The organism is Pseudomonas sp. Arb-4-2C, from assembly GCF_055755015.1.
This window is the reverse complement of the sequence record NZ_CM146899.1, coordinates 1,222,320-1,248,256: the sequence shown is the minus strand read 5'-3', so window position 1 is coordinate 1,248,256 and position 25,937 is coordinate 1,222,320. Positions and strand designations below refer to the sequence as shown.

The 25,937-nt window shown below is 61.4% G+C and carries 27 protein-coding genes; 16 read left to right on the top strand and 11 right to left on the bottom strand.

Annotated elements, in window-relative coordinates; genetic code table 11:
- Nucleotides 1-46 precede the first annotated feature (46 nt).
- The 4 genes from scpB to AC0J41_RS05645 form a co-directional block, all read right to left on the bottom strand.
- Nucleotides 47-1,012, bottom strand: a complete 966-nt coding sequence (scpB, locus tag AC0J41_RS05660; RefSeq protein WP_473014809.1) for an SMC-Scp complex subunit ScpB — start codon at nucleotides 1,010-1,012, stop codon at nucleotides 47-49.
- An 11-nt stretch (nucleotides 1,013-1,023) separates the two neighbouring features.
- Nucleotides 1,024-1,722 (bottom strand): segregation and condensation protein A, encoded by a 699-nt coding sequence (locus AC0J41_RS05655; RefSeq protein WP_177327337.1) that lies wholly within the window; start codon nucleotides 1,720-1,722, stop codon nucleotides 1,024-1,026.
- A 123-nt stretch (nucleotides 1,723-1,845) separates the two neighbouring features.
- The gene (locus AC0J41_RS05650) at nucleotides 1,846-2,475 is read right to left on the bottom strand and encodes an L-threonylcarbamoyladenylate synthase (protein ID WP_007966016.1); all 630 of its coding nucleotides are present in this window, start codon (nucleotides 2,473-2,475) and stop codon (nucleotides 1,846-1,848) included.
- Nucleotides 2,476-2,488: 13 nt separating this feature from the next.
- On the bottom strand, nucleotides 2,489-3,352 hold the full coding sequence (locus tag AC0J41_RS05645; protein WP_473014808.1) for a PHP domain-containing protein: 864 nt from the start codon (nucleotides 3,350-3,352) through the stop codon (nucleotides 2,489-2,491).
- 87 nt (nucleotides 3,353-3,439) lie between these two features.
- Between AC0J41_RS05645 and AC0J41_RS05640 the strand changes: the two genes are divergently transcribed.
- The 6 genes from AC0J41_RS05640 to AC0J41_RS05615 all read left to right on the top strand — a co-directional run bounded on the left by AC0J41_RS05640 (nucleotide 3,440) and on the right by AC0J41_RS05615 (nucleotide 7,839).
- Nucleotides 3,440-4,036 carry a septation protein A gene (locus AC0J41_RS05640; RefSeq protein ID WP_027613975.1) on the top strand — a complete coding sequence of 199 codons (597 nt, stop codon included), beginning with the start codon at nucleotides 3,440-3,442 and terminating at the stop codon, nucleotides 4,034-4,036.
- 1 nt (nucleotide 4,037) lies between these two features.
- Nucleotides 4,038-4,337, top strand: a complete 300-nt coding sequence (locus AC0J41_RS05635; protein WP_025110562.1) for a YciI family protein — start codon at nucleotides 4,038-4,040, stop codon at nucleotides 4,335-4,337.
- A 276-nt stretch (nucleotides 4,338-4,613) separates the two neighbouring features.
- Nucleotides 4,614-5,024 (top strand): SH3 domain-containing protein, encoded by a 411-nt coding sequence (locus tag AC0J41_RS05630; protein ID WP_025110563.1) that lies wholly within the window; start codon nucleotides 4,614-4,616, stop codon nucleotides 5,022-5,024.
- A 7-nt stretch (nucleotides 5,025-5,031) separates the two neighbouring features.
- Nucleotides 5,032-5,709: a response regulator transcription factor gene (locus AC0J41_RS05625; protein WP_473014807.1), complete on the top strand. Its 678-nt coding sequence runs from the start codon at nucleotides 5,032-5,034 to the stop codon at nucleotides 5,707-5,709.
- Nucleotides 5,710-5,867: 158 nt separating this feature from the next.
- Nucleotides 5,868-6,317: an LTXXQ domain protein gene (locus tag AC0J41_RS05620; RefSeq protein ID WP_473014806.1), complete on the top strand. Its 450-nt coding sequence runs from the start codon at nucleotides 5,868-5,870 to the stop codon at nucleotides 6,315-6,317.
- A 181-nt stretch (nucleotides 6,318-6,498) separates the two neighbouring features.
- A complete protein-coding gene (locus AC0J41_RS05615; RefSeq protein ID WP_473014805.1) occupies nucleotides 6,499-7,839 on the top strand; it encodes a sensor histidine kinase in 1,341 nt (446 codons plus the stop codon).
- A gap of 893 nt (nucleotides 7,840-8,732) precedes the next feature.
- On the opposite strand, the gene AC0J41_RS05610 is transcribed toward AC0J41_RS05615, so the two are convergent.
- On the bottom strand, nucleotides 8,733-9,299 hold the full coding sequence (locus AC0J41_RS05610; RefSeq protein ID WP_473014804.1) for a nitroreductase family protein: 567 nt from the start codon (nucleotides 9,297-9,299) through the stop codon (nucleotides 8,733-8,735).
- Nucleotides 9,300-9,420: 121 nt separating this feature from the next.
- Here AC0J41_RS05610 and AC0J41_RS05605 point away from each other — a divergent pair, with 121 nt between their 5' ends.
- On the top strand, nucleotides 9,421-10,875 hold the full coding sequence (locus AC0J41_RS05605; RefSeq protein ID WP_025110568.1) for a TrkH family potassium uptake protein: 1,455 nt from the start codon (nucleotides 9,421-9,423) through the stop codon (nucleotides 10,873-10,875).
- Here the strand turns inward: AC0J41_RS05605 and AC0J41_RS05600 are convergent.
- Nucleotides 10,832-11,887: an AraC family transcriptional regulator gene (locus AC0J41_RS05600; RefSeq protein WP_218187649.1), complete on the bottom strand. Its 1,056-nt coding sequence runs from the start codon at nucleotides 11,885-11,887 to the stop codon at nucleotides 10,832-10,834. The genes AC0J41_RS05605 and AC0J41_RS05600 overlap by 44 nt on opposite strands.
- A 164-nt stretch (nucleotides 11,888-12,051) precedes the next feature.
- Between AC0J41_RS05600 and AC0J41_RS05595 the strand changes: the two genes are divergently transcribed.
- Nucleotides 12,052-12,363 (top strand): Mpo1-like protein, encoded by a 312-nt coding sequence (locus AC0J41_RS05595; protein ID WP_025110570.1) that lies wholly within the window; start codon nucleotides 12,052-12,054, stop codon nucleotides 12,361-12,363.
- A 26-nt stretch (nucleotides 12,364-12,389) separates the two neighbouring features.
- On the top strand, nucleotides 12,390-12,980 hold the full coding sequence (locus AC0J41_RS05590) for an HD domain-containing protein (RefSeq protein WP_025110571.1): 591 nt from the start codon (nucleotides 12,390-12,392) through the stop codon (nucleotides 12,978-12,980).
- Nucleotides 12,981-13,104: 124 nt separating this feature from the next.
- Here AC0J41_RS05590 and AC0J41_RS05585 read toward each other — a convergent pair whose 3' ends face one another.
- Nucleotides 13,105-13,920, bottom strand: a complete 816-nt coding sequence (locus AC0J41_RS05585) for a UDP-2,3-diacylglucosamine diphosphatase (RefSeq protein ID WP_473014802.1) — start codon at nucleotides 13,918-13,920, stop codon at nucleotides 13,105-13,107.
- A 136-nt stretch (nucleotides 13,921-14,056) separates the two neighbouring features.
- On the opposite strand from AC0J41_RS05585, the gene AC0J41_RS05580 reads away from it, so the two are divergent.
- Nucleotides 14,057-14,821, top strand: coding sequence for an AraC family transcriptional regulator (locus AC0J41_RS05580; protein WP_473014801.1), 765 nt, complete (start codon nucleotides 14,057-14,059; stop codon nucleotides 14,819-14,821).
- Nucleotides 14,822-14,893: 72 nt separating this feature from the next.
- Complete coding sequence (locus AC0J41_RS05575; RefSeq protein ID WP_473014800.1) at nucleotides 14,894-15,787, top strand: DMT family transporter; 894 nt, start codon at nucleotides 14,894-14,896, stop codon at nucleotides 15,785-15,787.
- On the opposite strand, the gene AC0J41_RS05570 is transcribed toward AC0J41_RS05575, so the two are convergent.
- Complete coding sequence (locus tag AC0J41_RS05570) at nucleotides 15,781-16,068, bottom strand: Rdx family protein (RefSeq protein WP_473014799.1); 288 nt, start codon at nucleotides 16,066-16,068, stop codon at nucleotides 15,781-15,783. The genes AC0J41_RS05575 and AC0J41_RS05570 overlap by 7 nt on opposite strands.
- 71 nt (nucleotides 16,069-16,139) lie before the next feature.
- On the opposite strand from AC0J41_RS05570, the gene AC0J41_RS05565 reads away from it, so the two are divergent.
- Nucleotides 16,140-18,329, top strand: a complete 2,190-nt coding sequence (locus AC0J41_RS05565) for a patatin-like phospholipase family protein (RefSeq protein WP_473014798.1) — start codon at nucleotides 16,140-16,142, stop codon at nucleotides 18,327-18,329.
- Nucleotides 18,330-18,470: 141 nt separating this feature from the next.
- Here AC0J41_RS05565 and AC0J41_RS05560 read toward each other — a convergent pair whose 3' ends face one another.
- The 3 genes from AC0J41_RS05560 to recQ form a co-directional block, all read right to left on the bottom strand.
- A complete protein-coding gene (locus tag AC0J41_RS05560; protein WP_473014797.1) occupies nucleotides 18,471-20,246 on the bottom strand; it encodes a motility hub landmark protein FimV in 1,776 nt (591 codons plus the stop codon).
- Nucleotides 20,247-20,373: 127 nt separating this feature from the next.
- On the bottom strand, nucleotides 20,374-20,808 hold the full coding sequence (locus AC0J41_RS05555) for a MarR family transcriptional regulator (RefSeq protein ID WP_025110578.1): 435 nt from the start codon (nucleotides 20,806-20,808) through the stop codon (nucleotides 20,374-20,376).
- Between the two features lie 133 nt (nucleotides 20,809-20,941).
- On the bottom strand, nucleotides 20,942-23,071 hold the full coding sequence (gene recQ, locus AC0J41_RS05550) for a DNA helicase RecQ (protein WP_473014796.1): 2,130 nt from the start codon (nucleotides 23,069-23,071) through the stop codon (nucleotides 20,942-20,944).
- A gap of 395 nt (nucleotides 23,072-23,466) precedes the next feature.
- Here recQ and AC0J41_RS05545 point away from each other — a divergent pair, with 395 nt between their 5' ends.
- The 4 genes from AC0J41_RS05545 (at nucleotide 23,467) to AC0J41_RS05530 (ending at nucleotide 25,846) form a co-directional block, all read left to right on the top strand.
- Nucleotides 23,467-24,054, top strand: a complete 588-nt coding sequence (locus AC0J41_RS05545) for a UPF0149 family protein (protein WP_025110580.1) — start codon at nucleotides 23,467-23,469, stop codon at nucleotides 24,052-24,054.
- Nucleotides 24,055-24,064: 10 nt separating this feature from the next.
- Nucleotides 24,065-24,460: a YbaN family protein gene (locus AC0J41_RS05540; RefSeq protein WP_473014795.1), complete on the top strand. Its 396-nt coding sequence runs from the start codon at nucleotides 24,065-24,067 to the stop codon at nucleotides 24,458-24,460.
- Nucleotides 24,461-24,493: 33 nt separating this feature from the next.
- Nucleotides 24,494-24,625 (top strand): hypothetical protein, encoded by a 132-nt coding sequence (locus AC0J41_RS05535; protein ID WP_473014794.1) that lies wholly within the window; start codon nucleotides 24,494-24,496, stop codon nucleotides 24,623-24,625.
- Nucleotides 24,626-24,883: 258 nt separating this feature from the next.
- Entirely contained in the window at nucleotides 24,884-25,846 is a 963-nt protein-coding gene (locus AC0J41_RS05530; protein ID WP_473014793.1) for an IS110 family transposase, read from the top strand.
- The last annotated feature ends 91 nt before the right edge of the window (nucleotides 25,847-25,937 follow it).

Below are 25,937 nucleotides of genomic sequence, written 5' to 3'. Positions count from 1 at the left end.
CAGGCTCACTCCTACAGGGGGGATGGCGGTGTTCAGGGGATAGTGTTCACTCTTCGAACTCGCGGCGTTCGGCTTCGATGGCTTCGGCCAATGCGCGGGCTTCGGCCTCTTCTTCACTCAGTTCTGGTTCTGGCGCCGGCTGTTCGAGGGCGGCGACAGCAGCCAGGAGTTTTTCCCGAGCTTCGGCAACGCCAAGCACGTCTTCTTCCGGTTCGACTTCAGGCTCAATTTCAACTTCAATTGCCGGCTCGGCCATCTCGGCATCAGGCTCAGTCGGTTGCGCTTCACCGTCCGCCGCATCACGCAACAAATCATCGAAGTCGGTCTTGATCCCCTCCTCCATGCTGTCCAGCTCAAGCAGCAAGGTGTGGAAACTGGTTTCTTCTTTCGGTTCTTCCGGCTCGGCACTGGCGTCGGCCAGCTCTTGCAGGCCCGCAGGCACCGGCGCGTCGTCGAAATCGAGCACCGGTTCGGCTTCCATCTCGCGCAGTTCGGCCAGCGGTGGCAGGTCTTCGAGGTTCTTCAGGTTGAAGTGATCGAGAAACGCCTTGGTGGTGGCGAACATCGCCGGTTTGCCCGGGACGTCGCGGTAACCGACGATGCGGATCCACTCACGCTCGATCAATGTCTTGACGATGTTGGTGTTGACCGCCACACCCCGCACGTCTTCGATCTCGCCCCGGGTGATCGGCTGGCGATAGGCAATCAGCGCCATGGTTTCCAGCAGCGCACGGGAATAGCGCTGTGGGCGCTCTTCCCACAAACGACCGACCCACGGCGAATACTTCTCGCGGATCTGCAAGCGATAGCCGGAGGCAACTTCCTTGAGCTCGAACGCCCGCCCCTCGCAGGACTTGGCCAGCAGGCTCAGGGCTTTCTTGAAGACCGCAGGTTCGGGCCGTTCACCCTCTTCGAACAATTCGAACAGGCGTTCAAGCGATTGCGGTTTTCCCGAGGCCAACAGAAAGGCTTCAAGCAGGGGGGCCAGCTCGCGGGGTTCAGTCAGGTTCATGTTTCGACTCGTTATTCGGCTCGGGCTCGCACGTGGATCGCGGCGAACGGCTCATTCTGCACCAGCTCGACCAAGGATTCCTTGACCAGCTCAAGGATCGCCATAAAGGTCACCACCACGCCGAGGCGACCTTCCTCGGCGGTGAACAGCTCGACAAACGGCACAAAGCCGCCGCCCTTGAGCCGTTCCAGCACATCGCTCATGCGCTCGCGGGTCGACAGCGCCTCGCGGCTGACCTGATGGCTCTCGAACATGTCGCCACGGCGCAGCACCTCGGCCATGGACATCAGAATCTCTTCCAGCGCGACATCCGGCAACAGTTTGCGCGCGCGGGCTTCCGGGGCGTCGAGCCTGGGCACCACCACGTCGCGGCCAACCCGGCTCAAGCCGTCGATGCCTTCGGCGGCAGCCTTGAAGCGTTCGTATTCCTGCAGGCGCCGGATCAGCTCGGCGCGCGGGTCGTCTTCCTCTTCTTCGACGGTTTCGGCTCGCGGCAGAAGCATGCGCGACTTGATCTCGGCCAGCATCGCGGCCATCACCAGGTACTCGGCGGCCAGCTCCAGGCGCACCGACTGCATCAGTTCGACATACCCCATGTACTGGCGAGTGATTTCCGCCACCGGAATGTCGAGGATGTTGATGTTCTGTTTGCGGATCAGGTACAGCAGCAGGTCGAGCGGGCCTTCGAAGGCATCAAGGAACACTTCCAGCGCATCCGGCGGGATGTACAGGTCCAGCGGCATTTCCATGACGGCCTGGCCATAGACCATGGCAAACGGCAGTTCCTGCTGGGCGCCGGCCTGGGGATCGACAACGGTTTCCACTGCGGACATTCAGGCCTCGACCATGAACGGCGCGGGGTCGCCGCAACCGACGCGGATCACTTCCGGGTCGTCGCCGGTCAAGTCGATCACCGTTGACGCTTTGATCCCGCCGAAACCGCCGTCGATGATCAAGTCCACCTGATGTTCAAGCAATTGGCGCATTTCGTACGGATCGCTCAACGGGTCTTCATCGCCGGGCATGATCAGGGTCACGCTCATCAGCGGCTCGCCGAGCTCGGCCAGCAAGGCCAGCGCGATGGGATGACTCGGCACCCGCAGGCCGATGGTGCGCTTTTTCGGATGCAGCAGCAGGCGCGGCACTTCGCGGGTGGCATTGAGAATAAAGGTGTAAGGCCCCGGCAGATGGGCCTTGAGAATGCGGAAGGTGCCGGTGTCGATCTTGGCATAGTTGCCCAGTTGCGACAGGTCGCTGCAGATCAGCGCGAAGTTGTGTTTTTCATCGAGCTGACGCAGGCGTCGTACACGCTCGATGGCCGTCTTGTCGCCGATCTGGCAACCGATCGCGTAGGAAGAGTCCGTGGGATAAATCACCACCCCGCCTTTGCGGATGATCTCGACCGCCTGTTTGATCAGGCGCGCTTGCGGGTTTTCCGGATGGATCTGGAAAAATTGACTCACATTTTCTACCTGTTCAGACGGCGGCAATAACTGTGTCATGTTTGAACCGACCCCACAGGGGTGGAAGGTCCTCGGGAACCGGCCGGTACTGGCCGATCTCCGACCAGCCGCCCGGGCCATGAAAATCACTGCCGGCGCTGACCAGCAGACCGAACTCACGGGCAAGGATTGCCAGGCTGCCTACCTGTTCTGCGGGTTGAAAGCCATTGACCACTTCGATCGCATGCCCGCCCGCTTGAATATAGTCGGCAATCAGCTTTCGGCGCTTGCTGCGGGTGAAATCATAGTGCCAGGGATGCGCCAGGCTGACCCACGCCCCGGCGGCGCGCAGGGTGCCGACGGTGTCTTCGAGGGTTGGCCAGTGCAGTTTGACGTCACCCAGCTTGCCGGCGCCGAGCCATTTGCGGAACGCCTCGGCGCGATCCTTTACAAACCCTTCACGCACCATCCAGTCGGCGAAATGCGGACGGGCCGGGGCGTTGCCGCTGTCGCCCAGCTCCTGCTGGACTTGCCGGGCACCGTCGAGGGCACCGGGCATGCCCTTGAGGGCGAGCTTGCGGCTTATTTCTTCGGACCGCAGCCAGCGGCCATCGTGCAATTTGGCGATGGCCTCGACCAGCGGCGCGGCATTGACGTCAAACCCGTAACCCAGCACGTGAATGGTCGCCCCGCCCCAAGTGCAGGACAATTCGACGCCATTGACCAGTTGCATGCCCAATTCGTTGGCGGCGGTGCGCGCTTCGGCGAGGCCTTCGAGGGTGTCGTGGTCGGTCAACGCCAGGACTCGCACGCCGTTCTCGAACGCACGCGCAACCAGAACCGCAGGCGCCAGGGCGCCATCGGAGGCCGTGCTATGGCAGTGCAAATCAACATTCACGGAGAGTTGTAACCTCAAATCAGCTGGCGCTATCGCGCGTCCATATGTTTGTTATTATGCCGCCACATCCAGCTTCTGGCTCTCACTGTGAAACAATTCATCGATTTCATTCCGCTTCTGCTGTTTTTCATCGTTTACAAACTTGATCCACGGGTCGTCGACATCGCTGGCCATGAAGTGACTGTAGGCGGTATTTACAGCGCCACCGCGATGCTCATCATCAGTTCCCTGGTGGTCTACGGCGCACTGTTCATCAAACAGCGCAAGCTGGAAAAGAGCCAATGGCTGACCCTGATCGCCTGCCTGGTGTTCGGCAGCCTGACGCTGGCCTTCCACAGCGAGACCTTCCTGAAATGGAAAGCCCCGGTGGTCAACTGGCTGTTCGCCCTGGCCTTCATCGGCAGCCACTTTATCGGTGACCGCCTGCTGATCAAACGCATCATGGGCCACGCGCTGACCCTGCCGGACCCAGTCTGGACCCGTCTGAACATTGCCTGGATCGCCTTTTTCCTGTTCTGCGGAGCCGCCAACCTGTTCGTGGCGTTCACCTTCCAGAGCATCTGGGTCGACTTCAAGGTGTTCGGCAGCCTGGGCATGACCGTGCTGTTCCTGGTCGGTCAGGGCATCTACCTGTCCCGTCATCTGCACGACGCCGATACCACAACGCCAAAAACCGAGGACTGACATGCTCTACGCAATCATTGCCACCGACGTCGCCAACTCGCTCGAAGCCCGCCTCGCCGCGCGCCCGGCCCATCTGGAACGCCTGCAAGTGCTCAAGGGCGAAGGCCGCATCGTGCTGGCCGGCCCGCACCCGGCGGTCGACAGCAATGATCCGGGCGCTGCGGGTTTCACCGGCAGCCTGATCGTCGCCGAATTCGACTCCCTGAGCGCCGCCCAGGCCTGGGCCGATGCCGATCCGTACATCGCCGCCGGCGTGTACGCCAGCGTGATCGTCAAGCCGTTCAAGCAAGTCCTGCCATAAGGCTATCTCTCCCCTGTGGCGAGGGGGCTTGCCCCCTTTTGGTTGCGCAGCAACCCCAAAGCCATCCAGCGCGGTGTACCTGACGCACCGCGCACTGTTATCGACGACTGCCGCGCAGCCGAACGGGGGCAAGCTCCCTCACCACAAAAGCTCCTATGTCCGATACAAGTCTTTCTCCGCACTGAACCTTCCTGATTCTCGCCGCTCTCAATCGCTCATTATTCTCGTTTGCCTGCCGACAACCTGCCCACTATCCATTTGCTAGCAGGAGTCGCAATGCGCAAAGGTCCGTTGTGTCTGATGTGGGTCACGTTGTCGATCATGGCGCCCGCCCATGGTGAGGAAACCACCGAAAGCGGCAGCTCCACGCCATTGTCGTTGAGTGCCGGCAGCCAGATTACCGAGTTGCAGCAACGCCTGAAGGCCAGCGAGCAGCAGCGGGAAGAACTGAACAAACAACTGCAAAATGCCGACAACACCCGCGAAAGCGCCCAGCTTGCCCGGTTGCGTCAGGAGAACCAGCGCCTGAAGCTGCAACTCAAGGAAGCCCAGGCCAGCCCGCTGCCGCGCCTGTTGACCGAACAGCAGCAATGGTTCGTCACGGGCGCCGGGGTAGCGCTATTGGCGCTGCTCTGCGGTATCTTTGCCAGTGGAGCAAGCCGAAAACGTCGGCAATGGCTAAATTGAGTGAGTCATGAGCGAGCTGTTACTGATTGATGATGACCAGGAGTTGTGCGAACTCCTGAGTAGCTGGTTGAGCCAGGAAGGCTTCCAGGTGCGCGCCTGCCACGATGGCCAGAGCGCCCGCAAAGCCCTGGCCGAATCGGCCCCGGCGGCAGTGGTGCTGGACGTGATGCTGCCCGATGGCAGCGGCCTGGAACTGCTCAAGCAACTGCGCAGCGAACACGCTGATCTGCCGGTGCTGATGCTCTCGGCCCGTGGCGAACCGCTGGATCGCATCCTCGGCCTGGAGCTCGGTGCTGACGACTATCTGGCCAAGCCCTGCGATCCGCGTGAACTCACCGCCCGTCTGCGCGCCGTGCTGCGCCGCAGTCATCCGGCCGCCGTGTTGACCCAGCTCGAACTGGGCGACCTGAGCTTCAGCCCGATGCGCGGCGTGGTCAGTATCGACGAGAAAGAACTGACCCTCACCGTCTCTGAGAGCCGCCTGCTCGAAGCCCTGCTCAAGCAGCCCGGCGAGCCGCTGGACAAACAGGAACTGGCGCAACTGGCCCTCGGCCGCAAGCTGACCCTGTACGACCGCAGCCTCGACATGCACGTCAGCAACCTGCGCAAAAAGATCGGCCCGCACCCCGATGGCCGCCCGCGCATCGTCGCCCTGCGCAGCCGCGGTTACTACTACAGCCTATAAACCTGCCACTGCAGGCCAAGGCCTGCATGGGTGCATTTGTCAGGTTGGCGCTCGAACGTCTTTACCCAAGCTTTACGCAGCGCTGACCGCCGCTGACCTTGATCTCCGTAATCTGTACTCATCCGGAACGTACCGGGAACGAGACAAGGAGATACACCATGCGCAAGACTCTTATCGCTCTGATGTTCGCTGCCGCTCTGCCAACCGTCGCCATGGCCATGCCGCAGGATGGCGGCCCGATGGGTGGCCCGATGGACGGTGCACGCCACGGCGGTCAGATGCACGGCATGCACGGCAAAGGCCCGTACAGCCAACTCGACCTGTCCCGCGAACAGCGCGATCAGATCCGCAAGATCATGGGCGAGCAGATGCACGAGCGTCGCCAGGTGGTCGAGAAGTACCTTGAAAAACTCTCGCCGGCTGACCAGAAAGCCATGAAGGACGAGATGGCGGCCAACCACAAGAAAGCCGAAGCCGACGTGCGTAACCTGCTGAAACCGGATCAACAGAAGAAATTCGACGAGATCCAGAAGAAACAGGCCGAACGCCGCGCCGAGTGGGCCGAGTTCAAGGCGTGGAAAGCGCAACAGCCGCAAAAAGCGCAATAATGCGATAACCCCGGACCCGACGGCGAAATGCCGTCGGGTCTGTTGCCACTCAATCCGAATGTGGGAGCGGGCTTGCTCTCGAATGCGGTGTATCAGACAAAGTAATGTTGACTGACACACCGCATTCGCGAGCAAGCCCGCTCCCACATTGTTGAGATTTTTGTTTGATTGAGGAATTTCTGTGCGCTCATTGTTCTGGCGTATTCTCGCGAGCTTCTGGCTGGCCATTGCACTGGTTGCCGGCTTGTCCATTCTGCTCGGGCACATGCTCAACCAGGACGCGTGGATCCTCAGCCGCCATCCGGGCCTCAACACGCTGGCCGCCGAATGGACGCAAACCTACGAAGCGCAGGGCGAAGACGCCGCGCAGGACATCCTCGAACAGCGCAAACGCCAATATCACATCGACGTCCAAGTGCTGAACGAGAGCGGCGACCCGGTGGTGCGCGGCACCTTCCCGCGCCGCGCCGCCGCGTTCGAAGCCCGGCAGAACAACGATGACCGGCGCCTGCCATGGCGGCGCCTGACCGACGAGTTCACCAGCGAAAAAACCGGCGATACCTACCTGTTCATTTTCCGCATCCCGCACCCGGAACTCGACGCCTGGCACCGCGAAAGCCTGCTCTGGCCCCTGAGTGCGCTGGGCATCGCATTGGTGGTGCTGACCCTGTTCAGCCTGCTGGTGACCTTCTCCATCACCCGCCCGCTCAGCCGTTTGCGCGGCGCGGTGCATGATCTTGGGCAGACCACCTACCAGCAGAACAGCCTGGCGAAACTGGCCAACCGCCGCGATGAATTCGGCGTGCTCGCCACTGACTTCAACCGCATGGGCGCGCGCCTGCAAAGCCTGATCGGCAGCCAGCGCCAGTTGCTGCGCGATGTTTCCCACGAACTGCGCTCACCGCTGGCACGGCTGCGCATTGCGCTGGCACTGGCGGAACGTGCCAGCCCGCAAGAACGCGAAAAACTCTGGCCGCGCCTGACCCGTGAATGTGATCGCCTCGAAGCGCTGATCAGCGAAATCCTCGTACTGGCGCGGGTCGATGCCGACAACGCCAGCGCTGAAGCGGTGGATCTGAACTCATTGCTCGGCACCTTGCAGAAAGACGCGCAGCTCGGCTCGCCGGAACAAACCGTGCGCCTGAACGCCGAGCCTCAGCTGAATCTGACCGGCTGGCCGACCATGATCGAACGCGCCGTCGATAACCTGCTGCGCAACGCCCAACGCTTCAACCCCGAAGGGCAGGCGATCGAAATGCAGGCCTTGCGTCAGGGCGAGCGGATTGTGGTAAGCGTGCGCGATCACGGGCCGGGCGTGCAGACCGAGCATCTGAGCCAGCTGGGCGAACCGTTCTACCGGGCGCCGGGGCAGACCGCGGCCGGGCATGGTCTGGGTCTGGCGATTGCCAAGCGCGCGGCGGAGCGGCATGGCGGGAGTCTGGTGCTGGCCAATCATCCCGACGGCGGGTTTGTGGCCAGTCTGGAATTGCCCTTGGTGCCGGGCGCCATTGTCCAGCCGTAAAAACCAATGTGGGAGGGGGCTTGCTCCCGAAGGCAGTGTGTCAGGCAACATCATTTTGTCTGATTCGCCGCTTTCGGGAGCAAGCCCCCTCCCACATGGACATCAAAGTGTCAGGCCTTGGCGGGCCAGGCGCTGGCGGGTTTGTGGCCAGTCTGGAGTTGCCGTTGGTGCCAGGTGCCATTGTCCAGCCGTAAAAACCAATGTGGGAGGGGGCTTGCTCCCGAAGGCAGTGTGTCAGGCAACATCATTTTGTCTGATTCGCCGCTTTCGGGAGCAAGCCCCCTCCCACATGGACATCAAAGTGTCAGGCCTTGCCGGGCCAGGCGCTGGCGGGTTTGTGGCCAGTCTGGAGTTGCCGTTGGTGCCAGGTGCCAGGTGCCATTGTCCAGCCGTAAAAACCAATGTAGGAGGGGGCTTGCTCCCGAAGGCAGTGTGTCAGGCAACATCATTTTGTCTGATACGCCGCTTTCGGGAGCAAGCCCCCTCCCACATGGACATCAAAGTGTCAGGCCTTGCCGGGCCAGGCGCTGGCGGGCTTGTTTCCAGCCTGGCATCGCCCTTGGTGCCGGGCGCCATTGTCCAGCCGTAAAAACCAATGTGGGAGGGGGCTTGCTCCCGAAGGCAGTGCGTCAGGCAACATCATTTTGTCTGATTCGCCGCTTTCGGGAGCAAGCCCCCTCCCCCATGGGCATCAAAGTGTCAGGCCTTGGCGGGCCAGGCGCTGACGGGTTTGTGGCCAGCCTGGCATCGCCCTTGGTGCCAGGTGCCATTGTCCAGCCGTAAAAACCAATGTGGGAGGGGGCTTGCTCCCGAAGGCAGTGTGTCAGGCAACATCATCTTGTCTGATACGCCGCTTTCGGGAGCAAGCCCCCTCCCACATGGACATCAAAGTGTCAGGCCTTGCAGGGCCAGGCGCTGACGAATTCGGCCAGATCTGCCTTCTCGGCCACTCGCGGCTCTTTCTGCGGCGTGCCCAGGTACAGGAATGCAATGACTTCCTCGCCTTCCGCCAGACCCAGGCCTTGGGCGACGTGCTTCGAATACGCCAGATCACCCGTGCGCCACACCGCACCAATCCCCTGCGCGTACGCCGCCAGCAGGATCCCGTGGGCGGCACAGCCGGCCGCGAGCAATTGCTCGGACTTCGGATACTTGACGTGGTCCTGCAGTTTCGCGATCACCACCACCACCAGCGGCGCCCGCAGCGGACCGTTGCGCGCCTTGTCGATCATCGCTTCGGTGACTTCGCCGTCCTGCATCTGCGCCGCTTCGGCCAGTAACTCCCCCATCTGCTCGCGCGCCGCGCCTTCGACAGTCAGGAAACGATACGGCTGCAGGTGGCCGTGATCCGGTGCACGCAGGGCCGCACCGAACAGGGCTTCGCGCTGCTGCGCGGTGGGGGCCGGTTCGACCAGTCGTGGAACGGAAACACGGTTGAGCAACGCGTCGAGAGCCTGCATCGGCCACCTCCTGAGAAAAATGTGCGGCTATTCTAGCGGTATCTGCTCACCGGGTGCCGGTTTACATGCCTGCCTCCACGGGTAGAATGGCGCCCTTCTTACCTCAGCCCGAGCGGACTTCATGGCGTTGCCGACCTTACGGATCATTGGTTTCATCATCGGCATCTTCCTGATCACCCTGGCCATCGCCATGGTCGTGCCCATGGCCACCCTGGTGATTTTCGAGCGCACCGGCGATCTGCCGTCGTTCCTCTGGGCAAGCATGATCACCTTCCTTGCCGGCCTTGCCCTGGTGATCCCCGGACGCCCCGAACACATCCACCTGCGCCCGCGCGACATGTACCTGCTGACCGTCAGCAGCTGGCTGGTGGTGTGCATTTTTGCCGCGCTGCCGTTCCTGCTGACCCAGCACATCAGCTACACCGATTCGTTCTTCGAAAGCATGTCCGGCATCACCGCCACCGGCTCGACCGTGCTCAGCGGGCTGGACACCATGTCGCCAGGAATCCTGATGTGGCGCTCGCTGCTGCACTGGCTGGGCGGTATCGGCTTCATCGGCATGGCGGTGGCGATTCTGCCACTGCTGCGCATCGGGGGCATGCGCCTGTTCCAGACCGAATCGTCCGACCGCTCGGAAAAGGTCATGCCGCGTTCGCACATGGTGGCGCGGCTGATCGTGGCGGCGTATGTCGGCATCACCATCCTCGGCAGCCTGGCGTTCTGGTGGGCCGGGATGAGTCCGTTCGATGCGATCAACCACGCGATGTCGGCGATTTCCACCGGCGGTTTCTCGACCTCCGACCAGTCGCTGGCGAAGTGGACCCAACCAGCGGTGCACTGGGTGGCGGTGGTGATCATGATCCTCGGCAGCCTGCCGTTCACGCTGTATGTGGCGACCATGCGCGGCAACCGCAAGGCGCTGATCCGCGATCAGCAGGTGCAGGGTTTGCTCGGCATGTTGCTGGTGACCTGGCTGGTGCTCGGCACCTGGTACTGGTGGACCACCAATCTGCACTGGCTGGATGCACTGCGGCATGTGGCGCTGAACGTGACGTCGGTGGTCACCACCACCGGTTTTGCCCTGGGCGACTACAGCCTGTGGGGCAACTTCTCGCTGATGCTGTTTTTCTATCTGGGTTTTGTTGGCGGGTGCTCCGGCTCGACCGCGGGCGGGATCAAGATTTTCCGTTTCCAGGTTGCCTACATCCTGCTCAAGGCCAACCTTAACCAGTTGATTCACCCGCGCGCGGTGATCAAGCAGAAGTACAACGGCCACCGTCTCGACGAAGAGATCGTGCGTTCGATTCTGACCTTTTCGTTCTTCTTCGCCATCACCATCTGCGTGATCGCCCTGCTGCTGTCGCTGCTCGGCGTCGACTGGATGACTGCGCTCACCGGCGCCGCCAGCACCGTGTCCGGCGTCGGCCCGGGCCTGGGCGAGACCATCGGCCCGGCGGGCAACTTCGCCACCCTGCCGGATGCGGCCAAGTGGATCCTGTCGTTCGGCATGCTGCTCGGCCGACTGGAGATCATTACGGTGTTTGTACTGTGTATTCCGGCCTTTTGGCGTCACTGATCGGCGCTTGCAGCAGCCGCGCCCGGTAATCGCCGGGCGTGGTGTCGAACCAGCGGCGGAAGGCGCGGAAGAAGTTGCTCGGATCGGCAAACCCCAGCAGATAGGCAATCTCCAGCAGGGTCATGCCTGGCTGCGCCAGATACTGCTCGGCCAGCTCGCGGCGAGTGTCATCGAGCAACTGTTGAAAACTTGTGCCTTCCTCCTGTAATCGCCGCTGCAAGGTGCGCTGCGACAAATGCAGGGTCTGCGCCACGGTATCGCGCTTGGGTTCACCCTGAGGCAATAAACGACACAACACCTGCCGCGCCTTGTGGGTCACGCGACTTTCAGAGAACCGCGCCAGGTATTCCCCGGCAAACCGGTCGTGCAGCAGCGCCATGGCTTCGTTGGCGGTGGGCAGCGGTGCCTCCATGTCGGCGCGCTCGAAGATCAACGCATCGTACGGCGCGTTGAACATCAGCGGCGCATGAAAGGCTTGTTTGTAGGGCTGCAGATCATCGGGCTCATCGCCCTGAAACAACACTTTGACCGGGTGCAGCGTGCGCCCGGTGAGCCAGCCGCACAGGCCCAGCGCACAGGCCAGCGAAGCTTCGGCGCTCTGTCGGGTCGGCGGCAGATGATCGCCATGCACCGTCAGAATCAGCGCATAGCCTTCCTCGATCAGACGAAAACTCAGGTCGGCACTTTCAGCGATGATCCGCTGATAACGCACCAGGCGTTGAAAGCCTTCGGCCAGGGTGTTGCTCGACATCAGCGCGTAGCCGGCGACATGGAACGACGCCGGGCGCACCACCTTGCCCATGTTCAGGCCGATCGCCGGGTTACCGGACAACTCGACTGCCCGCTGCCAGAGTCGGGTCATGGAATCTTGCGGGAAGCGCGCATCCGGATCGTCCAGGGCGGCGTAATCGAGCCCCAGCTGCTTGAACAGTACCCGGCAATCCAGGCCGTCCATCTCCAATGCTTTGACAATCCCCATCGCCCAGCTTGCAGAAGTCGTTCGTTCGCTCATGGCGTTATTCTTTTACATGATGGATCGCCTGTGACGACCCGATTTGCGAAGGATACTAAAGTGGCGCCCATTGTCACTGGCTGTTGTCAGTGTTCACTCTAGACTCAAATAAGCTACCCGCCGAACAACTTGCCGTCAGAACAATAACCACAGAGATCGCGGTCGTGGAAAACATCAAGCAATTCAATACCTTCGCTGAGTTCTATCCGTATTACCTCAGCGAACACAGCAACAGCACCTGCCGTCGGCTGCATTTCATTGGCACCACGCTGGTGATATTCATTCTGGCCATGACCATCGCCAAGGGCGCCTGGCTGCTGTTGCTCGCCTTGCCGCTGGCCGGTTACAGCTTTGCCTGGGTCGGGCATTTCTTCTTTGAAAAGAACCGCCCGGCGACCTTCCAGCATCCGCTGTACAGCCTGCTCGGCGACTTCGTCATGTACCGCGACATGATTCTTGGCCGCGTGGCGTTCTGAACCCCAAGACACCTGGAGGCTGGCCGATGAACGCCAATGCCCGTTTCACCCACATGCAGGATGGCACGCAGGAAGACTGGGCGATCATCGCTGCGGACTTCAGCGCCTACGCCCGGCAACTGCCGTCCCGGATCGTCGCGCACCTGAAGTTGCTCGAAGGCGATTTCGGCGGCTTCCCGGTGGATCGCCTGACCCACTCGCTGCAAACCGCGACCCGCGCCTATCGCGATGGGCGTGATGAGGAATACGTGGTGTGCGCGTTACTGCATGACATCGGCGACACCCTCGGTTCCTACAACCATCCGGACATCGCTGCAGCGATACTCAAGCCGTTCGTCAGTGCCGAGAACCTGTGGATGGTCGAGAAGCACGGCATCTTCCAGGGCTACTACTTCTTTCATCACCTGGGCATGGATCGGCACCTGCGCGAGCAATTCGCCGCGCATCCGCAGTATCAGGCCACGGCGCAGTTCTGCGCCAAGTACGATGCGGCGGCGTTCGACCCGGCGTATGACACCCTGCCGCTGAGCTTCTTCGAGCCGATGATGGAGCGGCTGTTTGCGCAGCCCAGACATTCGATCTACAAGGCGGCGATGGAAGAACACAACCCGGCTTGATGACTGCCACCGTTGAAAAATGTGGGAGGGGGCTCGCTCCCGAAGACGGTGTGTCAGATAAACATGTAATGACTGATACACCGCCTTCGGGAGCAAGCCCTCTCCCACAGGAGATCTCTGGTGCCTAGGCGATCTCGGCCACTTTGGCAGCCTTGAGCTCTGCCTCCCGCGCCTGCGCATCCGCCAGTCGATACAACTCGATCGTGCCGTCCCAGTGCTCGATCAACGCCGTGCACGACTCCACCCAATCACCGCAGTTGAGGTAGTCCACCTCGCCGACCTTGCGGATCTCGGCATGGTGAATGTGCCCGCAGACTACGCCGTGCAGCTCGCGTTTGACGCATTCGTGGGCAATGGCTTCTTCGAAGTCGCTGATGAAGCTCACCGCAGTCTTGACCTTGTGCTTGAGGTACGCCGACAGCGACCAGTAACCGTAGCCATAGCGGGCGCGCCAGTGATTGAGCCAGCGATTGAGAGTCAGGGTGAATTCGTAGGCCGAATCGCCGAGAAACGCCAGCCAGCGGTGATAACGGGTGATGACGTCAAACTGGTCGCCGTGAATCACCAGCAGGTGCCGGCCATCCGCCGTGACGTGTACCGCCTCGTCGACCAACTGAATGTTGCCCAGGATCAGTTTCGAATAACGGCGCAGAAACTCGTCGTGGTTGCCGGTGACGTAGACCACCTCGGTGCCGCGTTTGCTCATGGTCAGCAGGCGGCGGATCACGTTGGTGTGCGCCTGCGGCCAGTACATGCCGCCGCGCAGCTTCCAGCCGTCGATGATGTCACCCACCAGGTAGATCTTGTCGGCGTGGTAGCCCTTGAGAAATTGCGACAAGTGCTCGGCCTGGCAATCCCGCGTGCCCAAATGCACGTCGGAAATCCACAGGGTACGCACCCGTTGTTTACGGCTGGGTCTGGCGAGCTCGGCGCTGGTCATGGGCAACCCTCTGCGATGTTTTCGCAAGAGTGCGCCCGCCGGGTTAATCGACCATGACAGGCGTGCGTCAGTCGTGTGACAGCGCGCAGGCCGGTGGCCCCGGTGTAGACTGGCGCTCACTTCGGAGACTTCTGCCATGCGCCCGATCCTTACCCTGCGCCAGTACACCCACGATCTGATCGTCCACAGCCACGACCACGCCCAGTTGGTATTCGGGTTGTCCGGCGCGCTGGATTTCGAAGTCGAGGGCCGTGGCAGTCAGGTGCGCCAGCAGAGTTTCGTGGTCATCCCGTCCGGCGCCCATCACGCCTGCGGCAGTCCGCAAGGCAGCCGTTGCCTGGTGTTGGACATCCCCGACGAGCAATGGCTGGCGGACTCGCTGGGCGAACATGCCGAGGCCAGCCGTCAGTTACTCGACCGCCCGGCCCGATTGGCACTGGATGCCGGGCAAAGTCAGTTGGTCAGCTGGCTGGCGAACAGCCCGGTCAGCGATCCGCTGATCGCCCGCCAGGGCGCGGTGTTGCTGCTGGCCAGCCTGAATCACGCCCGCCCTGCCGAACTCGGCGCCCGCCGCCTGCCTTACGCAGCCCTCGATGCCCACATCGAGCAATACGCCGCCTATCCGCTGCAAGTGGCGGATCTGGCCCGGATCGCCGGATTGTCCAGCGCCCGTCTGCATGCGCGCTTCATGGCCGAATGTGGACAAACGCCGATGGACTATATCCGCAGCCGGCGCCTGCACAACGCCGTTGGCCTGTTGCGCGAGACCGCGTTACCGATCGGCGAAATCGCCAGTCGGGTCGGTTACAGTTCGCAAAGTGCTTTCGCTGCTGCAGTGCTGCGTGAGTTTGGCGCCTCGCCGGGCACACTGCGGCGCGAGGCTGGCGATAAAGGACGATAGTCTGGCGACAGACACCCGCCGGTGCACCTCTTTAAACTGCTGCGGTGATGGTGCTGACTTTCAAGGATTGCAATGACTCCGCGTACCGCCCTAGGCGCCCTGCATATCGGCGCTCTGATGTTCGGCCTGACCGGTGTGTTCGGCAAACTCGCTGCCGCGTCGCCGGCGGTAATCGTCTTTGGACGCGCCGCGTTTGCGGTACTCGCCCTGGCCTTTTTCGCCCGCTTCGCCAGCCAGAATGGCTGGCAGAAACTGCAGGCGGTCGATTGGCGGCGCCTGACGCTCAGCGGCGTGTTGCTGGCCGGGCACTGGGTGAGTTTTTTCATCGCAGTGAAGGTGGCCGGCGTGGCGATTGCGACGCTGGGCTTTGCCAGCTTCCCGGCCTTCACGGTGATTCTCGAAGGGTTGATCTTCCGCGAACGCATCCGCGCCAATGAAATTGTGCTGGTGGTATTGGTCAGCGTCGGCCTGGTGCTGGTAACCCCTGCGTTCGATCTTGCCAGCGGCGCCACTACCGGGTTGCTCTGGGCGGTGCTGTCAGGCCTGTTGTTCGCCCTGCTCTCGCTGACCAATCGCGCCAGCTCCGGACGTATTCCGGCGGTGCAGGCGGCGCTGTGTCAAAACGTGGTGGTGGCGCTGTGTCTGTTGCCGGTGGCCGCCCCGCAACTGAGCGAAGTGCGTGCCCTGGACTGGCTATGGATCGGCCTGCTCGGGGTGTTTTGTACCGGCGTCGCGCACAGTTTGTTCGTCGCCAGTCTGGCGGTGATCAAGGCACGCACCGCCGCCGTGGTGTTCGCCATGGAGCCGGTGTACGGCATCACCGTCGCCTGGCTATTGTTCGGCGAGAACCCGACCGTACGCATGTTGATCGGCGGCGCGCTGATCATCGTCGCCATCGTGGTCTCGGCGCGGATGTCAGGCAGCGCTGACAAGAAAACCGTCGCCGCTGAAGCCGCGTCTCACTGAGTGCGGTCGTTGTGGCCGAGGTCGCGGTCAGGGTCGATCTGATCGCGCACCCGCTGCTTGAGCACCTTGGCCTCGGGAAAGCCGCCGTCCGCCTTGCGTTCCCAGATCTGTACGGCGCCGCAGCTGATATGAAACACCCCGCCGGTGCCGGGCACCAGCGAGACCTTGCCGAGGTCATCGCCGAAGGTGCTGAGCAGCTCCTGCGCCAGCCACGCGGCGCGCAGCAGCCACTGGCATTGGGTGCAATAGGTGATGACGACTTCGGCTTTTTCGACGGTCATGTTCGCTGAAACTCCTGAGACAGAGGGCGCCGCTATAATAGCCGGCTTTATCGCTTGCCCCGAGACTCACAATGCGCCGTCTGCTGTTCTGCCTGCTGCTTGGTTTTCTTCCTTTGCTCGTCCACGCCAGTGAGGCATCGCGCCCGAAAGTCGGCCTGGTGCTGTCCGGCGGTGCCGCCCGTGGCCTGGCGCACATCGGCGTGCTCAAGGCACTTGAAGAACAAGGCATCAAGATCGACGCAATTGCCGGCACCAGCATGGGCGCGGTGGTCGGCGGCCTGTATGCCTCGGGCTACAAGATCGATGAGTTGGAAAAACTCGCGCTGAACATCGACTGGCAGCAGGCGCTGTCCGACGCTCCGCCACGGGAAGACGTGCCGTTTCGACGCAAGCAGGACGACCGCGATTTTCTGGTGAAACAGCAACTGAGCTTTCGCGATGACGGCAGCCTCGGCCTTCCTCTGGGGGTAATTCAGGGCCAAAACCTGGCGCTGATGCTCGAAAGCCTGCTGGCGCACACCAGCGACACCCGGGACTTCGACAAACTGCCGATCCCCTTTCGCGCTGTCGCCACTGATATCGCCAACGGCGAAAAGGTGGTGTTCCGCAAGGGCCATCTGCCCCAGGTGATCCGCGCCAGCATGTCGATCCCGGCGGTATTCGCTCCGGTCGAGCTGGACGGCCGACTGCTGGTGGACGGCGGCATGACCGACAACATCCCGCTCGACGTCGCGCGGGAAATGGGTGTCGACGTGGCCATCGTGGTCGACATCGGCACCCCGCTGCGCAACCGCAAGCAACTGACCACCGTGGTCGATGTGCTGAATCAGTCGATCACCCTGATGACCCGGCGCAACTCCGAAGAACAGCTGGCCGCCCTCAAACCCTCCGATGTGTTGATCCAGCCGGCGCTGGCGGCGTTCGGTGTCACTGATTTCGGCAAGGCCCAGGAGATGATCGACGCCGGTTACCGCGCCACGAAGATTCTCGACGCGCGCCTCACATTGCTTAAACCCCGCGAATCCCAGGACGCCGAACTCAATGCTGCACGCGCCCCGGGTCAGCGCACGCCGATCATCACCGCGATCAAGGTCGAGAACGACTCGAAAGTCGGCGACGACGTGATCCGCTACTACATCCGCCAGCCCATCGGCGAGCCACTGGACCTGGGCCGACTGCACTCGGACATGGGCACGCTGTACGGCCTCGACTACTTCGAACAGGTGCAATACCGCGTCGTACACAAGGGCCAGGATCACACTCTGGTAATCAGTGCCCGGGGCAAGCGCAGCGGCACCGATTACCTGCGCGTCGGCCTGAACCTGTCGGACGACATGCGCGGTGACAGCGCCTTCAACCTCGGCGCCAGTTACCGCATCAACGGCATCAACCGCCTCGGCGCGGAGTGGCTGACCCGGGCGCAGATCGGCGACAAACAGGAACTCTACACCGAGTTCTATCAACCGCTGGACGTCGGCTCACGTTACTTTGTCGCCCCGTATGCGGCCTTTGAAGCGCAGAACGTCGATGCCGTGCTCGACAACGACCCGATCGCCCAATACCGCGTCGAACGCTACGGTTTCGGCCTCAACGTTGGCCGACAGATCGGCAACAACGGCGAAATCCGCTTCGGGGTCGGTGAAGCCTGGGGCAAGGCGGATGTGCGGATCGGTGATCAGGACCTGCCGAGCGAAAACTTCAAGGAAGGTTTTTATTCACTGAAGTATTCGTTCGACTCGCTGGACAACGTCTACTTCCCCCACGAGGGCAAGGACGTCAGCCTGACCCTGCAGCAATTCGAGCCGAGCCTGGGTTCGGACACGCGCTATCGCCAGTGGGAATTCAAACTCGACAAAGCCATGAGCCGTGGCCCGGATACGCTGATTCTCGGCGGGCGCTATGCCCGCACGCTGGATGATGCCAACGTGGTGACCTCAAGCTTCCTGCTCGGGGGCGCGCGGCAGCTGTCGGGGTTCCGCGAGGACTCGATCTCCGGACAGAACATCAGCCTCATGCGGGCGGTGTATTACCGCCGGTTGACGCCGCGTTCGTATCTGCCGCTGGACTTCCCGCTGTATGCCGGTGCGTCGCTGGAACGTGGTCGGGCGTGGAACAACGACAATCAGTTCGACAGCGGCTATATCAATGCCGCCAGCGTGTTCATTGGTTTTGATACGCCGCTGGGGCCGTTGAATTTCACCTATGGCTTGAATGATGCGAATGAACAGGCGGTTTATCTGAATCTGGGGCAGACGTTCTGAGCACTCAGCGGGATTGATGTTGCCGGGCAGGCCGCCTTCGCGAGCAAGCCCGCTCCCACAGGAGAACGCATTCCAACGGTGGGAGCGAGCCTGCTCGCGAATCCGTCAGGACAGGCACCGCATCAGTAGCAGACACACTGGTTAGCGAATCCCCGCCAGCAAGGTTCTGGCAGTTTGCTTAAGGGGTTCATCGCCTTCCTTGAGCAACTCATTGAGCAGCGCAATGGCGCTGTCGATGTCGCCGTCATCAATGCAGGTCTGCGCCTGCTCCAGTTTCCCTGATCCAGAGGCGGGTTCCGGTTCCTGCAACGTCAGTGGCTCCAGCCCCAGTGATGGCGGCGGATCGCCAAACTCATTGAGAAAGTCATCGTCCAGCGGCTGTGCGTCCGGTTCGGGAATCCATTCCAGCTCCGCCTCATCGTTCACTGCGGCTTCGAGCAATTCGAAGTCCGCCGGCAGCACTTCAAAACTGGACGCTGACACCGTGGGGTCTGCTGACGGCTGATCGGCTGCTGCACGGCCGTCCTCCAGATCCCAACTGGACGCCATCGACAGCTCGCCCAGGTTCAATTCGAAATCATCCTCGGGCGCCGGTTGCGCCGCAGCAATCGGTACGGCAGCGACGGCCGGCATTACCGGTGCCATGGGTGCGGCACTGTTGAGCTTTGGATGACGCGCCCGGATCGCATCCAGTTGCTGAGGATCGACATCTGCCCCACGCAACTGGTTTTCCTGTTGTTCGTAAGCCGCGCTGTCGCCTTGGCGCCCCAGCACTTCGAGCAATTGCACGCCCAGATCGGTGCGCTCCGGCTCCTTGTCCAGGGCATTGCGCAGCAGCCCGGCGGCCTCGTTCAGGCGTCCATACGCCAGGTAGATCCCCACCGCTTCCAGCACATCGCCCGCGGCGGGTTCTTCACGGTGTTCGGTCGCTGCACGGATATTGGCCGGGGGTGCCGTTTGCGTGTCATCAAGCTCAGGTTGATGACCTTCTGAAGCAATAGGCAGCGGCGCAGTATCCTGGGCCAGTTGACGTCGACGGCGCACGAATAGCCCGCCACCCAACACTCCCAACAACAGCAGCAAGCCGCCGAGCAACGGCCAGTTGAGACCCTCGTCTTCGGCTGGCGGCGCTACGGTTGCAGGCGCCGGCACCGGCGGCGTAATGACCGCTGCCGGGGGCTTTTGCAGCTCGGTCAAACGCGTTTGCAAATCGCTGACCTGCTTTTTGCCATCGGCAATCTGAGCATCTTGCGCCTGCAGTTTCGCGTTCAACTCATCAACGGTCTTCTGCAGTTGCTGGTTCTGCAACACGCTGGCCGCCAATTGTTCGGTCAGTGCCGCGTTGGCCGGTGCAGCAGGCGCGGGGGGCACCGGCGCTGAAGGTGCAACGTCACGTTTGCCCTGGGCAGCCTGCGGTGGTGCCGTGGCCGGTTCGACGGTAGGGAATTCAGAAGATTGCGGACGTGGGTCGGGCTCATCCGTGGCCGGCACGATGCTCGGCGAACCCGGCGGATCGATCAGCACCGTGTACTCGCGCAACAAATGGCCATTGGGCTGATTGAGTTGCACCAGAAAATTCAGAAAAGGTTCTTTGACCGGTTTGCGCGAGGTCACCCGGATCATCTGGCGATTGCCATGCAGGATCGGAGTGAACCGCAGGTCATTGAGGAAAAACACCCGCTCGACCCCGGCGCGACCGAATTCATCCGCCGTGGCCAGACTGGCCGAGAGGTCGCTGGCGCTGAGGCCGCCGGCATCGACCAGCGCGATGTCGGCCTTGAGCGGCTGATTGAGGCCTGAGTGAACAGTGATGTCACCCAGTCCCAGTGCCATCGACCAGGTCGAATAGCTGAATACGCCAGCGACCAGCAGCCATTTGGCGCCACCGCGCAGTACCACGTGCCGACTTGCGAGCATGAGCATCCCTTAAATAAGCAAAACCGACTTCTATGCGTTCGCACATCCGGTACGAACACGATATTGCCCAGTAGTTCTTATAGTCTGCTCTGCGCGATCCCTCAAAAAACCGGCGCGCGGTTATGCCTCAAGATTTTTCCAGATTGGCCAGAATGTGCCCGTGAACCCGCATGCACACCTTCATATCCGCTTCGTCGATACCGACGAACAGCTCACTGCGCAGTTGTGCGGCAATGGTTTCGATTTGTTCGATCAGCGGCAGCGCCGGGGCGCAGAGAACGATTTTTTTCGCCCGACGGTCTTCCATCACGGACTGGCGTTGCACCAGGCCCTGGCTTTCCAGGCTATCGAGCAAGCGGGCCAGGGTCGGCCCTTCGACGCCGACGCTTTGCGCCAGCTCGCGTTGGGTCGGTGCGTCTTCGAAACGCGCCAGATGCAGCAGCACCAGCCAGCGTGCCTGGGACAGACCCAGACCCGCCAGCCGGCGATCCAGTTCGGCACGCCAGCCACGGGACATCTGGGCCAGTTGCATGCCAAAGCGGTGTTGATCGGTTAACGGCATAAAACACTCATGAGTAGACTGACAAATAGAGAAAAACTAATTATTAGTCAGCTAAGCATGACATTTGGCTATAGGCAAGAGCCGACCTGTACTGAATCGTTACAACTGCCTGACGGTTGGCGCAAACGCCGTCTTACATTTCGAATTCAGATTGCAGCGCAGCCCTTACGCAATACAGCACGCCCTCCGGAACCCGCCCCGCAAACAGCTCGGCCACTTCAGCGACCGACGGCAATTCGCCCTCGCCATCGAGGAACGCGTCCTGCACTTCGCCCATCAGCTCTTCCGGCAGATCCAGCGCCTGCTCCAGCGACAATTGTTGTTTGCCGATGGCTTCGGCGAGCATGGTGTAGACGTTCTTTTCCGAGCATTGCAACTGCCCGGCGATCTGCATCGGGGTCATGCCGGCGCGGGCCAGAGTGATCAGTTCGTGGCGCACGTCGGCCACCGCTTTCGGCGCCTCGACTTCGCCGCCAAGCACTTCGAGGAAGGCCTCGCCATAGCGCTCCAGCTTGCGTGCACCGACGCCGCTGACCGTGGCCATTTCCGCCAGCGAGGTCGGCTGGCTGCGAAGCATTTCCAGCAGCGTCGAGTCGGGGAAGATGACGTACGGCGGCACGCCGTGTTCTTCGGCGAGTTTGCGCCGCAGCGCGCGCAGCGCTTCCCACTGTTCGCGCTCTTCGCCGCGCACCAGTTGGCTGGCCGGGCTCTTGCTGTTGCTCTTGGCGGCGACTTGCGGCTTGAGGTCGCGGCGCAGCTCCAGGCTCACTTCGCCCTTGAGTAATGGCCGGCAACTGTCATTCAGACGCAGACCGCCGTAACCTTCGTGATCGACATCGGCCAGACCACGGGCCACCAACTGGCGGAACAACGAGCGCCATTCGCTCTCGCTCAACGCTTTGCCGACGCCCCACACCGATAGGTGCTGATGGCCGAAACTGCGAATTTTTTCGTTGTCCTTGCCCAGCAGCACATCCACCAGATGGCCGACGCCATAACGCTGGCCAGTGCGGAAAATCGCCGATAACGCCTGACGTGCAGGCTCGGTGGCGTCCCAGGTCTGCACGCCGTCGACGCAGTTGTCGCAGTGGCCGCACGGCTCGGGCATGTCTTCGTCGAAATACGCCAGCAGGGTCTGGCGCCGGCAACGGGTCTCTTCGCAGAGCGAGAGCATGGCGTCGAGCTTGTGCTGCTCCAGACGCTTGTGCCGCTCGTCGCCTTCGGAGTTCTGCAGCATTTGCTTGAGCATCACCACGTCTTGCAGACCGTAGGCCATCCACGCGTCCGCCGGCAGGCCATCACGGCCGCCGCGACCGGTTTCCTGGTAATACGCTTCGAGGGATTTCGGCAGATCGAGGTGCGCGACAAAACGTACGTTGGGTTTGTCGATGCCCATGCCGAACGCCACGGTGGCGACCATGATCAGGCCTTCCTCGTTGAGGAAGCGTTTCTGGTTGAAGGCGCGCAGATCGTTGGGCAGGCCGGCGTGATATGGCAGTGCCGGGAAGCCCTGCTCACTGAGGAACGCCGCCACTTCTTCGACCTTCTTGCGCGACAGGCAGTAGACGATGCCCGCATCGCTGCGGCGCTCGGCGAGGAATGCCAGCAACTGCTTGCGCGGCTGCTCCTTGGGTACGATGCGGTAGAAAATGTTCGGGCGGTCGAAGCTCGACAGGAAGCGCTCGGCATTTTGCAGATGCAGGCGGGTGACGATTTCTTCGCGGGTACGTTTGTCTGCAGTGGCAGTCAGGGCGATACGCGGTACGTCGGGGAACATTTCCGCCAACTGGCCAAGTTGCAGGTATTCCGGACGGAAGTCGTGGCCCCATTGCGAGACGCAGTGCGCTTCATCGATGGCGAACAGGGCGATATTCAGCCCTTGCAGGAACGACAGCATGCGCGGCTGCACCAGACGCTCGGGCGCCAGATACAGCATTTTCACTTCGCCGCGCTTGATCCGCGCCGCCAGATCGCGTTGCTGTTCGGCACTCAGCGTGGAGTTCAGCGCCGCAGCGGCCACACCCAGCTCTTCGAGGGTGGCGACCTGATCGTCCATCAAGGCGATCAACGGCGATACCACCACTGCCAGGCCGTCGCGCAACAGCGCCGGCACCTGGAAGCACAGGGACTTGCCGCCACCGGTAGGCATCAGCACCAGCGCATCACCGCCGCTGGCCACGCGCTCAATGATTGCACCCTGACGGCCACGGAAACTGTCGTAGCCGAAGATGTCCTTGAGGACGCGTTGAGCCTGTTCGAGCATAAAAACTCCAAAAATCTACCGAAACATCCCTGCACAGGCTGGTTCAGGACAGCCAGGGCTGCTTAAACAAAACGTAAGAGCGCATTGCCAGACCACCGCAATACGAGCAGGGAGCGAAAACGCGGCAGTATACCCGAGCCCTCCCCGGCAAGGGGTGCCGCTGAGAAGACACCGATTAATCTGCCACCATAACTCCCTGTAGGAGTGAGCCTGCTCGCGAAGGCGGCGTGCCAGTCGATACAAACGTGCCTGATACAGCGCATTCGCGAGCAAGCCCGCTCCCACAGGGTTATTCGTGTTGCCTGTAATTACGGCAAATCTGCCGTGCGGCTGGCTTGAGCGCGCAAGAAGGCCTAGAATTCCCGCATTGTTTATTCCCCCAAGGTAGCCCCGTAATGTCCTTCGCTGAGCAACTAACCCGCCTGCAAGTCTTTCTCGACGCCGACGAGCTGCACGAAGAGGCGCTGGATTACGTGGCCGCCCACGGTTACCTGACCGCATTGTCGATCTGTGCCGAAGACGTACCGGAGCGCGAATGGATCGACGCCCTGTTCGCCGAAGAGCCGCATTACAGCAGCGACGCGCAGCGCGAAGAGATCGAAGCCACTCTGATCGGCCTCAAGGCACACATCGCCCGCCAACTGGCGTCCGACGAGGAATTCGAACTGCCATGCGATCTGGACCTCGGTGACGAGCCGGACGATTCCGAACTGCGCGGCTGGTGCATCGGTTTCATGGAAGGCGTGTTCCTGCGTGAAGCCGCCTGGTTCGAGACCGCCGAAGAAGAAGTCAGCGAAATGCTCCTGCCGATCATGGTCGGTTCGGGCCTGTTCGACGAACAGCCAGAATTCGAAGACATCGCCAAGGACGCCAACCTGATGGACGACATGATCGTGCAGATCCCGGAAGCCCTGACCGCGCTGTATCTGCTGTGCCAGGCGCCAGACGAAAAACCGGCGATCCTCAAGCCACGTCACCACTAAGACCCGGCCTATGGAAAACCCCATAGGCAACCGCCCCCTGATGTTGCGCTACATCCTGCTGGCCATCGGCTGGCTCAGCGTGGCATTGGGGGTGATCGGCATTTTCCTGCCGGTTCTGCCCACCACCCCTTTCCTTCTGCTCGCAGCGGCGTGTTTCGCCCGCAGCTCTCCGCGTTTCTATCGCTGGCTGGTCGAGCATCCGCGACTCGGGCCATGGATCCGCGACTACCTCGACGGCAACGGCATTCCGCTCAAAGGCAAGGTCTACGCGATCGGGCTGATGTGGGCGAGCATTCTGTTCTCGTGTTACCTGGTGCCGCTGCCGTGGGCGCGGGGGTTCATGCTGACCAGTGCGGTACTGGTGACGGTTTATATCTTGCGGCAGAAGACGTTGCGCAAGTCTTGAAGCGAGTTTTACACGCCAGCCAATACGATGTGCATGATTTGCCCCGGCATCAGCACCGAATCGCTGCTGGTCAACGCCTGCGAATCCATGGTCTGGACCGGAGTGATGCTCGCGGAGCTGGCGGTGAGTCGGGCGCTGGATGATCTGAAATTACCGCAGGTGTGATGAACATCACCTGAATCACGCGGCGTCGATAATGCCCCCTTCGCGAGCAGGCTCGCTTGTATGTTTAGACTTGAAGGGGTGGGCGGGACTAAAAGCTCGATTCCGACTCTAGCCAGTACGGACCGTGGGAGACTTCTCGTTCCGCCCCTTCTACCTAAAGCGCCGATAAAGAATTCATCGGTAGAACCGACGATAGAGGCAAGCCAGCGCTACGGTAGACCCCAACAAGCACCTAAACCCTAGCTCCGAGGATTCGTCATGACAATCCTTACCTCGCCAACGGTAGTTGGTATCGATGTCGCCAAGGCCGAAATCGTCGTTTACCGCGAAGACTTGAAAAATATCCAGTTCATCAGCAACGATCGCGCATCGATTGGCCGCTGGCTCAAGACCCTACCTGCTCATAGCTCGATTGCCCTGGAGGCCACGAGCCTTTACCACCTCGATACGGCTGAGCTGGCTCACGGCATGGGGCACCGTGTTTATATTGTGGACCCTTACCGGGTGAGCCATTACCGCGAAGGTGTTGGTCAGAGAGCAAAAACTGACCCCTGCGATGCGCGCCTGCTGGCGCGTTATCTTTCCAGCGAGCAGCAACGACTGCGGGTCTGGAGTCCACCTCCTCAGCTCTATACCGTGCTGAAAAGCCTGCTTAATAAGCGTGCACAGCTGGTAAAAAACCACGCTGGCCTCATGCTGAGCTGGTCAAGCGAACCTCTTTTGAAAGAACTCTCGGTCCAAGAGCGGGAACACTTCAAACGCTCTGAACAGGTGATTCAGAAATTGCTGCGCGAAATCAGCGAGGAGGCGGGCATCACCGAAAATATCCGGCGCTGTAAGGCGATTGAAGGGATCGGTGAGTTGACGGCCACGGGCTTGGCTACCACTTTTATGCGTGGTGATTTCGCCAGCGCCGACGCTTTTATAGCCTTTTTGGGGATGGACTTGAGGGCAAAGGACTCAGGGAAAAAGCACAGTCCTCGCCACCTGAGCAAAAAAGGTGATGGAGAGTTAAGGCGTCTTGCGCACAATGCCGCAATGGCTGCCTGCCGGTCTCCTGTTTGGAAACCGTTCTATGAGTCCTGCTTGGCAAGAGGTCTGGCCAGAACTCAAGCCTTGGTCATCCTCGCCCGCAAGCTCTGCCGAGTGGCATTCGCTCTCATGAAAAATCAGAGCGAATACCAACCGAATGTGAGGTTGCAGGGTTCCCCTGCAACATAGAATCTCCCACATTAGAATGCGCCCACCTGTGGGAGCGAGCCTGCTCGCGAAGGCTGTCTCACCGGCAACACATCGCTTCAGGCGTAAAAAA

Bases quoted from the DNA above. Each gene is read 5' to 3' on its own strand.
- AC0J41_RS05600 (WP_218187649.1), bottom strand. From the start codon at position 11,887: ATGAGCGAACGAACGACTTCTGCAAGCTGGGCGATGGGGATTGTCAAA.
- AC0J41_RS05530 (WP_473014793.1), top strand. From the start codon at position 24,884: ATGACAATCCTTACCTCGCCAACGGTAGTTGGTATCGATGTCGCCAAG.
- AC0J41_RS05570 (WP_473014799.1), bottom strand. From the start codon at position 16,068: ATGACCGTCGAAAAAGCCGAAGTCGTCATCACCTATTGCACCCAATGC.
- AC0J41_RS05535 (WP_473014794.1), top strand. From the start codon at position 24,494: ATGATTTGCCCCGGCATCAGCACCGAATCGCTGCTGGTCAACGCCTGC.
- AC0J41_RS05565 (WP_473014798.1), top strand. From the start codon at position 16,140: ATGCGCCGTCTGCTGTTCTGCCTGCTGCTTGGTTTTCTTCCTTTGCTC.
- AC0J41_RS05635 (WP_025110562.1), top strand. From the start codon at position 4,038: ATGCTCTACGCAATCATTGCCACCGACGTCGCCAACTCGCTCGAAGCC.
- AC0J41_RS05590 (WP_025110571.1), top strand. From the start codon at position 12,390: ATGAACGCCAATGCCCGTTTCACCCACATGCAGGATGGCACGCAGGAA.
- AC0J41_RS05625 (WP_473014807.1), top strand. From the start codon at position 5,032: ATGAGCGAGCTGTTACTGATTGATGATGACCAGGAGTTGTGCGAACTC.
- AC0J41_RS05575 (WP_473014800.1), top strand. From the start codon at position 14,894: ATGACTCCGCGTACCGCCCTAGGCGCCCTGCATATCGGCGCTCTGATG.
- AC0J41_RS05560 (WP_473014797.1), bottom strand. From the start codon at position 20,246: ATGCTCGCAAGTCGGCACGTGGTACTGCGCGGTGGCGCCAAATGGCTG.
- scpB (WP_473014809.1), bottom strand. From the start codon at position 1,012: ATGAACCTGACTGAACCCCGCGAGCTGGCCCCCCTGCTTGAAGCCTTT.
- AC0J41_RS05585 (WP_473014802.1), bottom strand. From the start codon at position 13,920: ATGACCAGCGCCGAGCTCGCCAGACCCAGCCGTAAACAACGGGTGCGT.
- recQ (WP_473014796.1), bottom strand. From the start codon at position 23,071: ATGCTCGAACAGGCTCAACGCGTCCTCAAGGACATCTTCGGCTACGAC.
- AC0J41_RS05540 (WP_473014795.1), top strand. From the start codon at position 24,065: ATGGAAAACCCCATAGGCAACCGCCCCCTGATGTTGCGCTACATCCTG.
- AC0J41_RS05630 (WP_025110563.1), top strand. From the start codon at position 4,614: ATGCGCAAAGGTCCGTTGTGTCTGATGTGGGTCACGTTGTCGATCATG.
- AC0J41_RS05545 (WP_025110580.1), top strand. From the start codon at position 23,467: ATGTCCTTCGCTGAGCAACTAACCCGCCTGCAAGTCTTTCTCGACGCC.
- AC0J41_RS05620 (WP_473014806.1), top strand. From the start codon at position 5,868: ATGCGCAAGACTCTTATCGCTCTGATGTTCGCTGCCGCTCTGCCAACC.
- AC0J41_RS05580 (WP_473014801.1), top strand. From the start codon at position 14,057: ATGCGCCCGATCCTTACCCTGCGCCAGTACACCCACGATCTGATCGTC.
- AC0J41_RS05605 (WP_025110568.1), top strand. From the start codon at position 9,421: ATGGCGTTGCCGACCTTACGGATCATTGGTTTCATCATCGGCATCTTC.
- AC0J41_RS05555 (WP_025110578.1), bottom strand. From the start codon at position 20,808: ATGCCGTTAACCGATCAACACCGCTTTGGCATGCAACTGGCCCAGATG.
- AC0J41_RS05610 (WP_473014804.1), bottom strand. From the start codon at position 9,299: ATGCAGGCTCTCGACGCGTTGCTCAACCGTGTTTCCGTTCCACGACTG.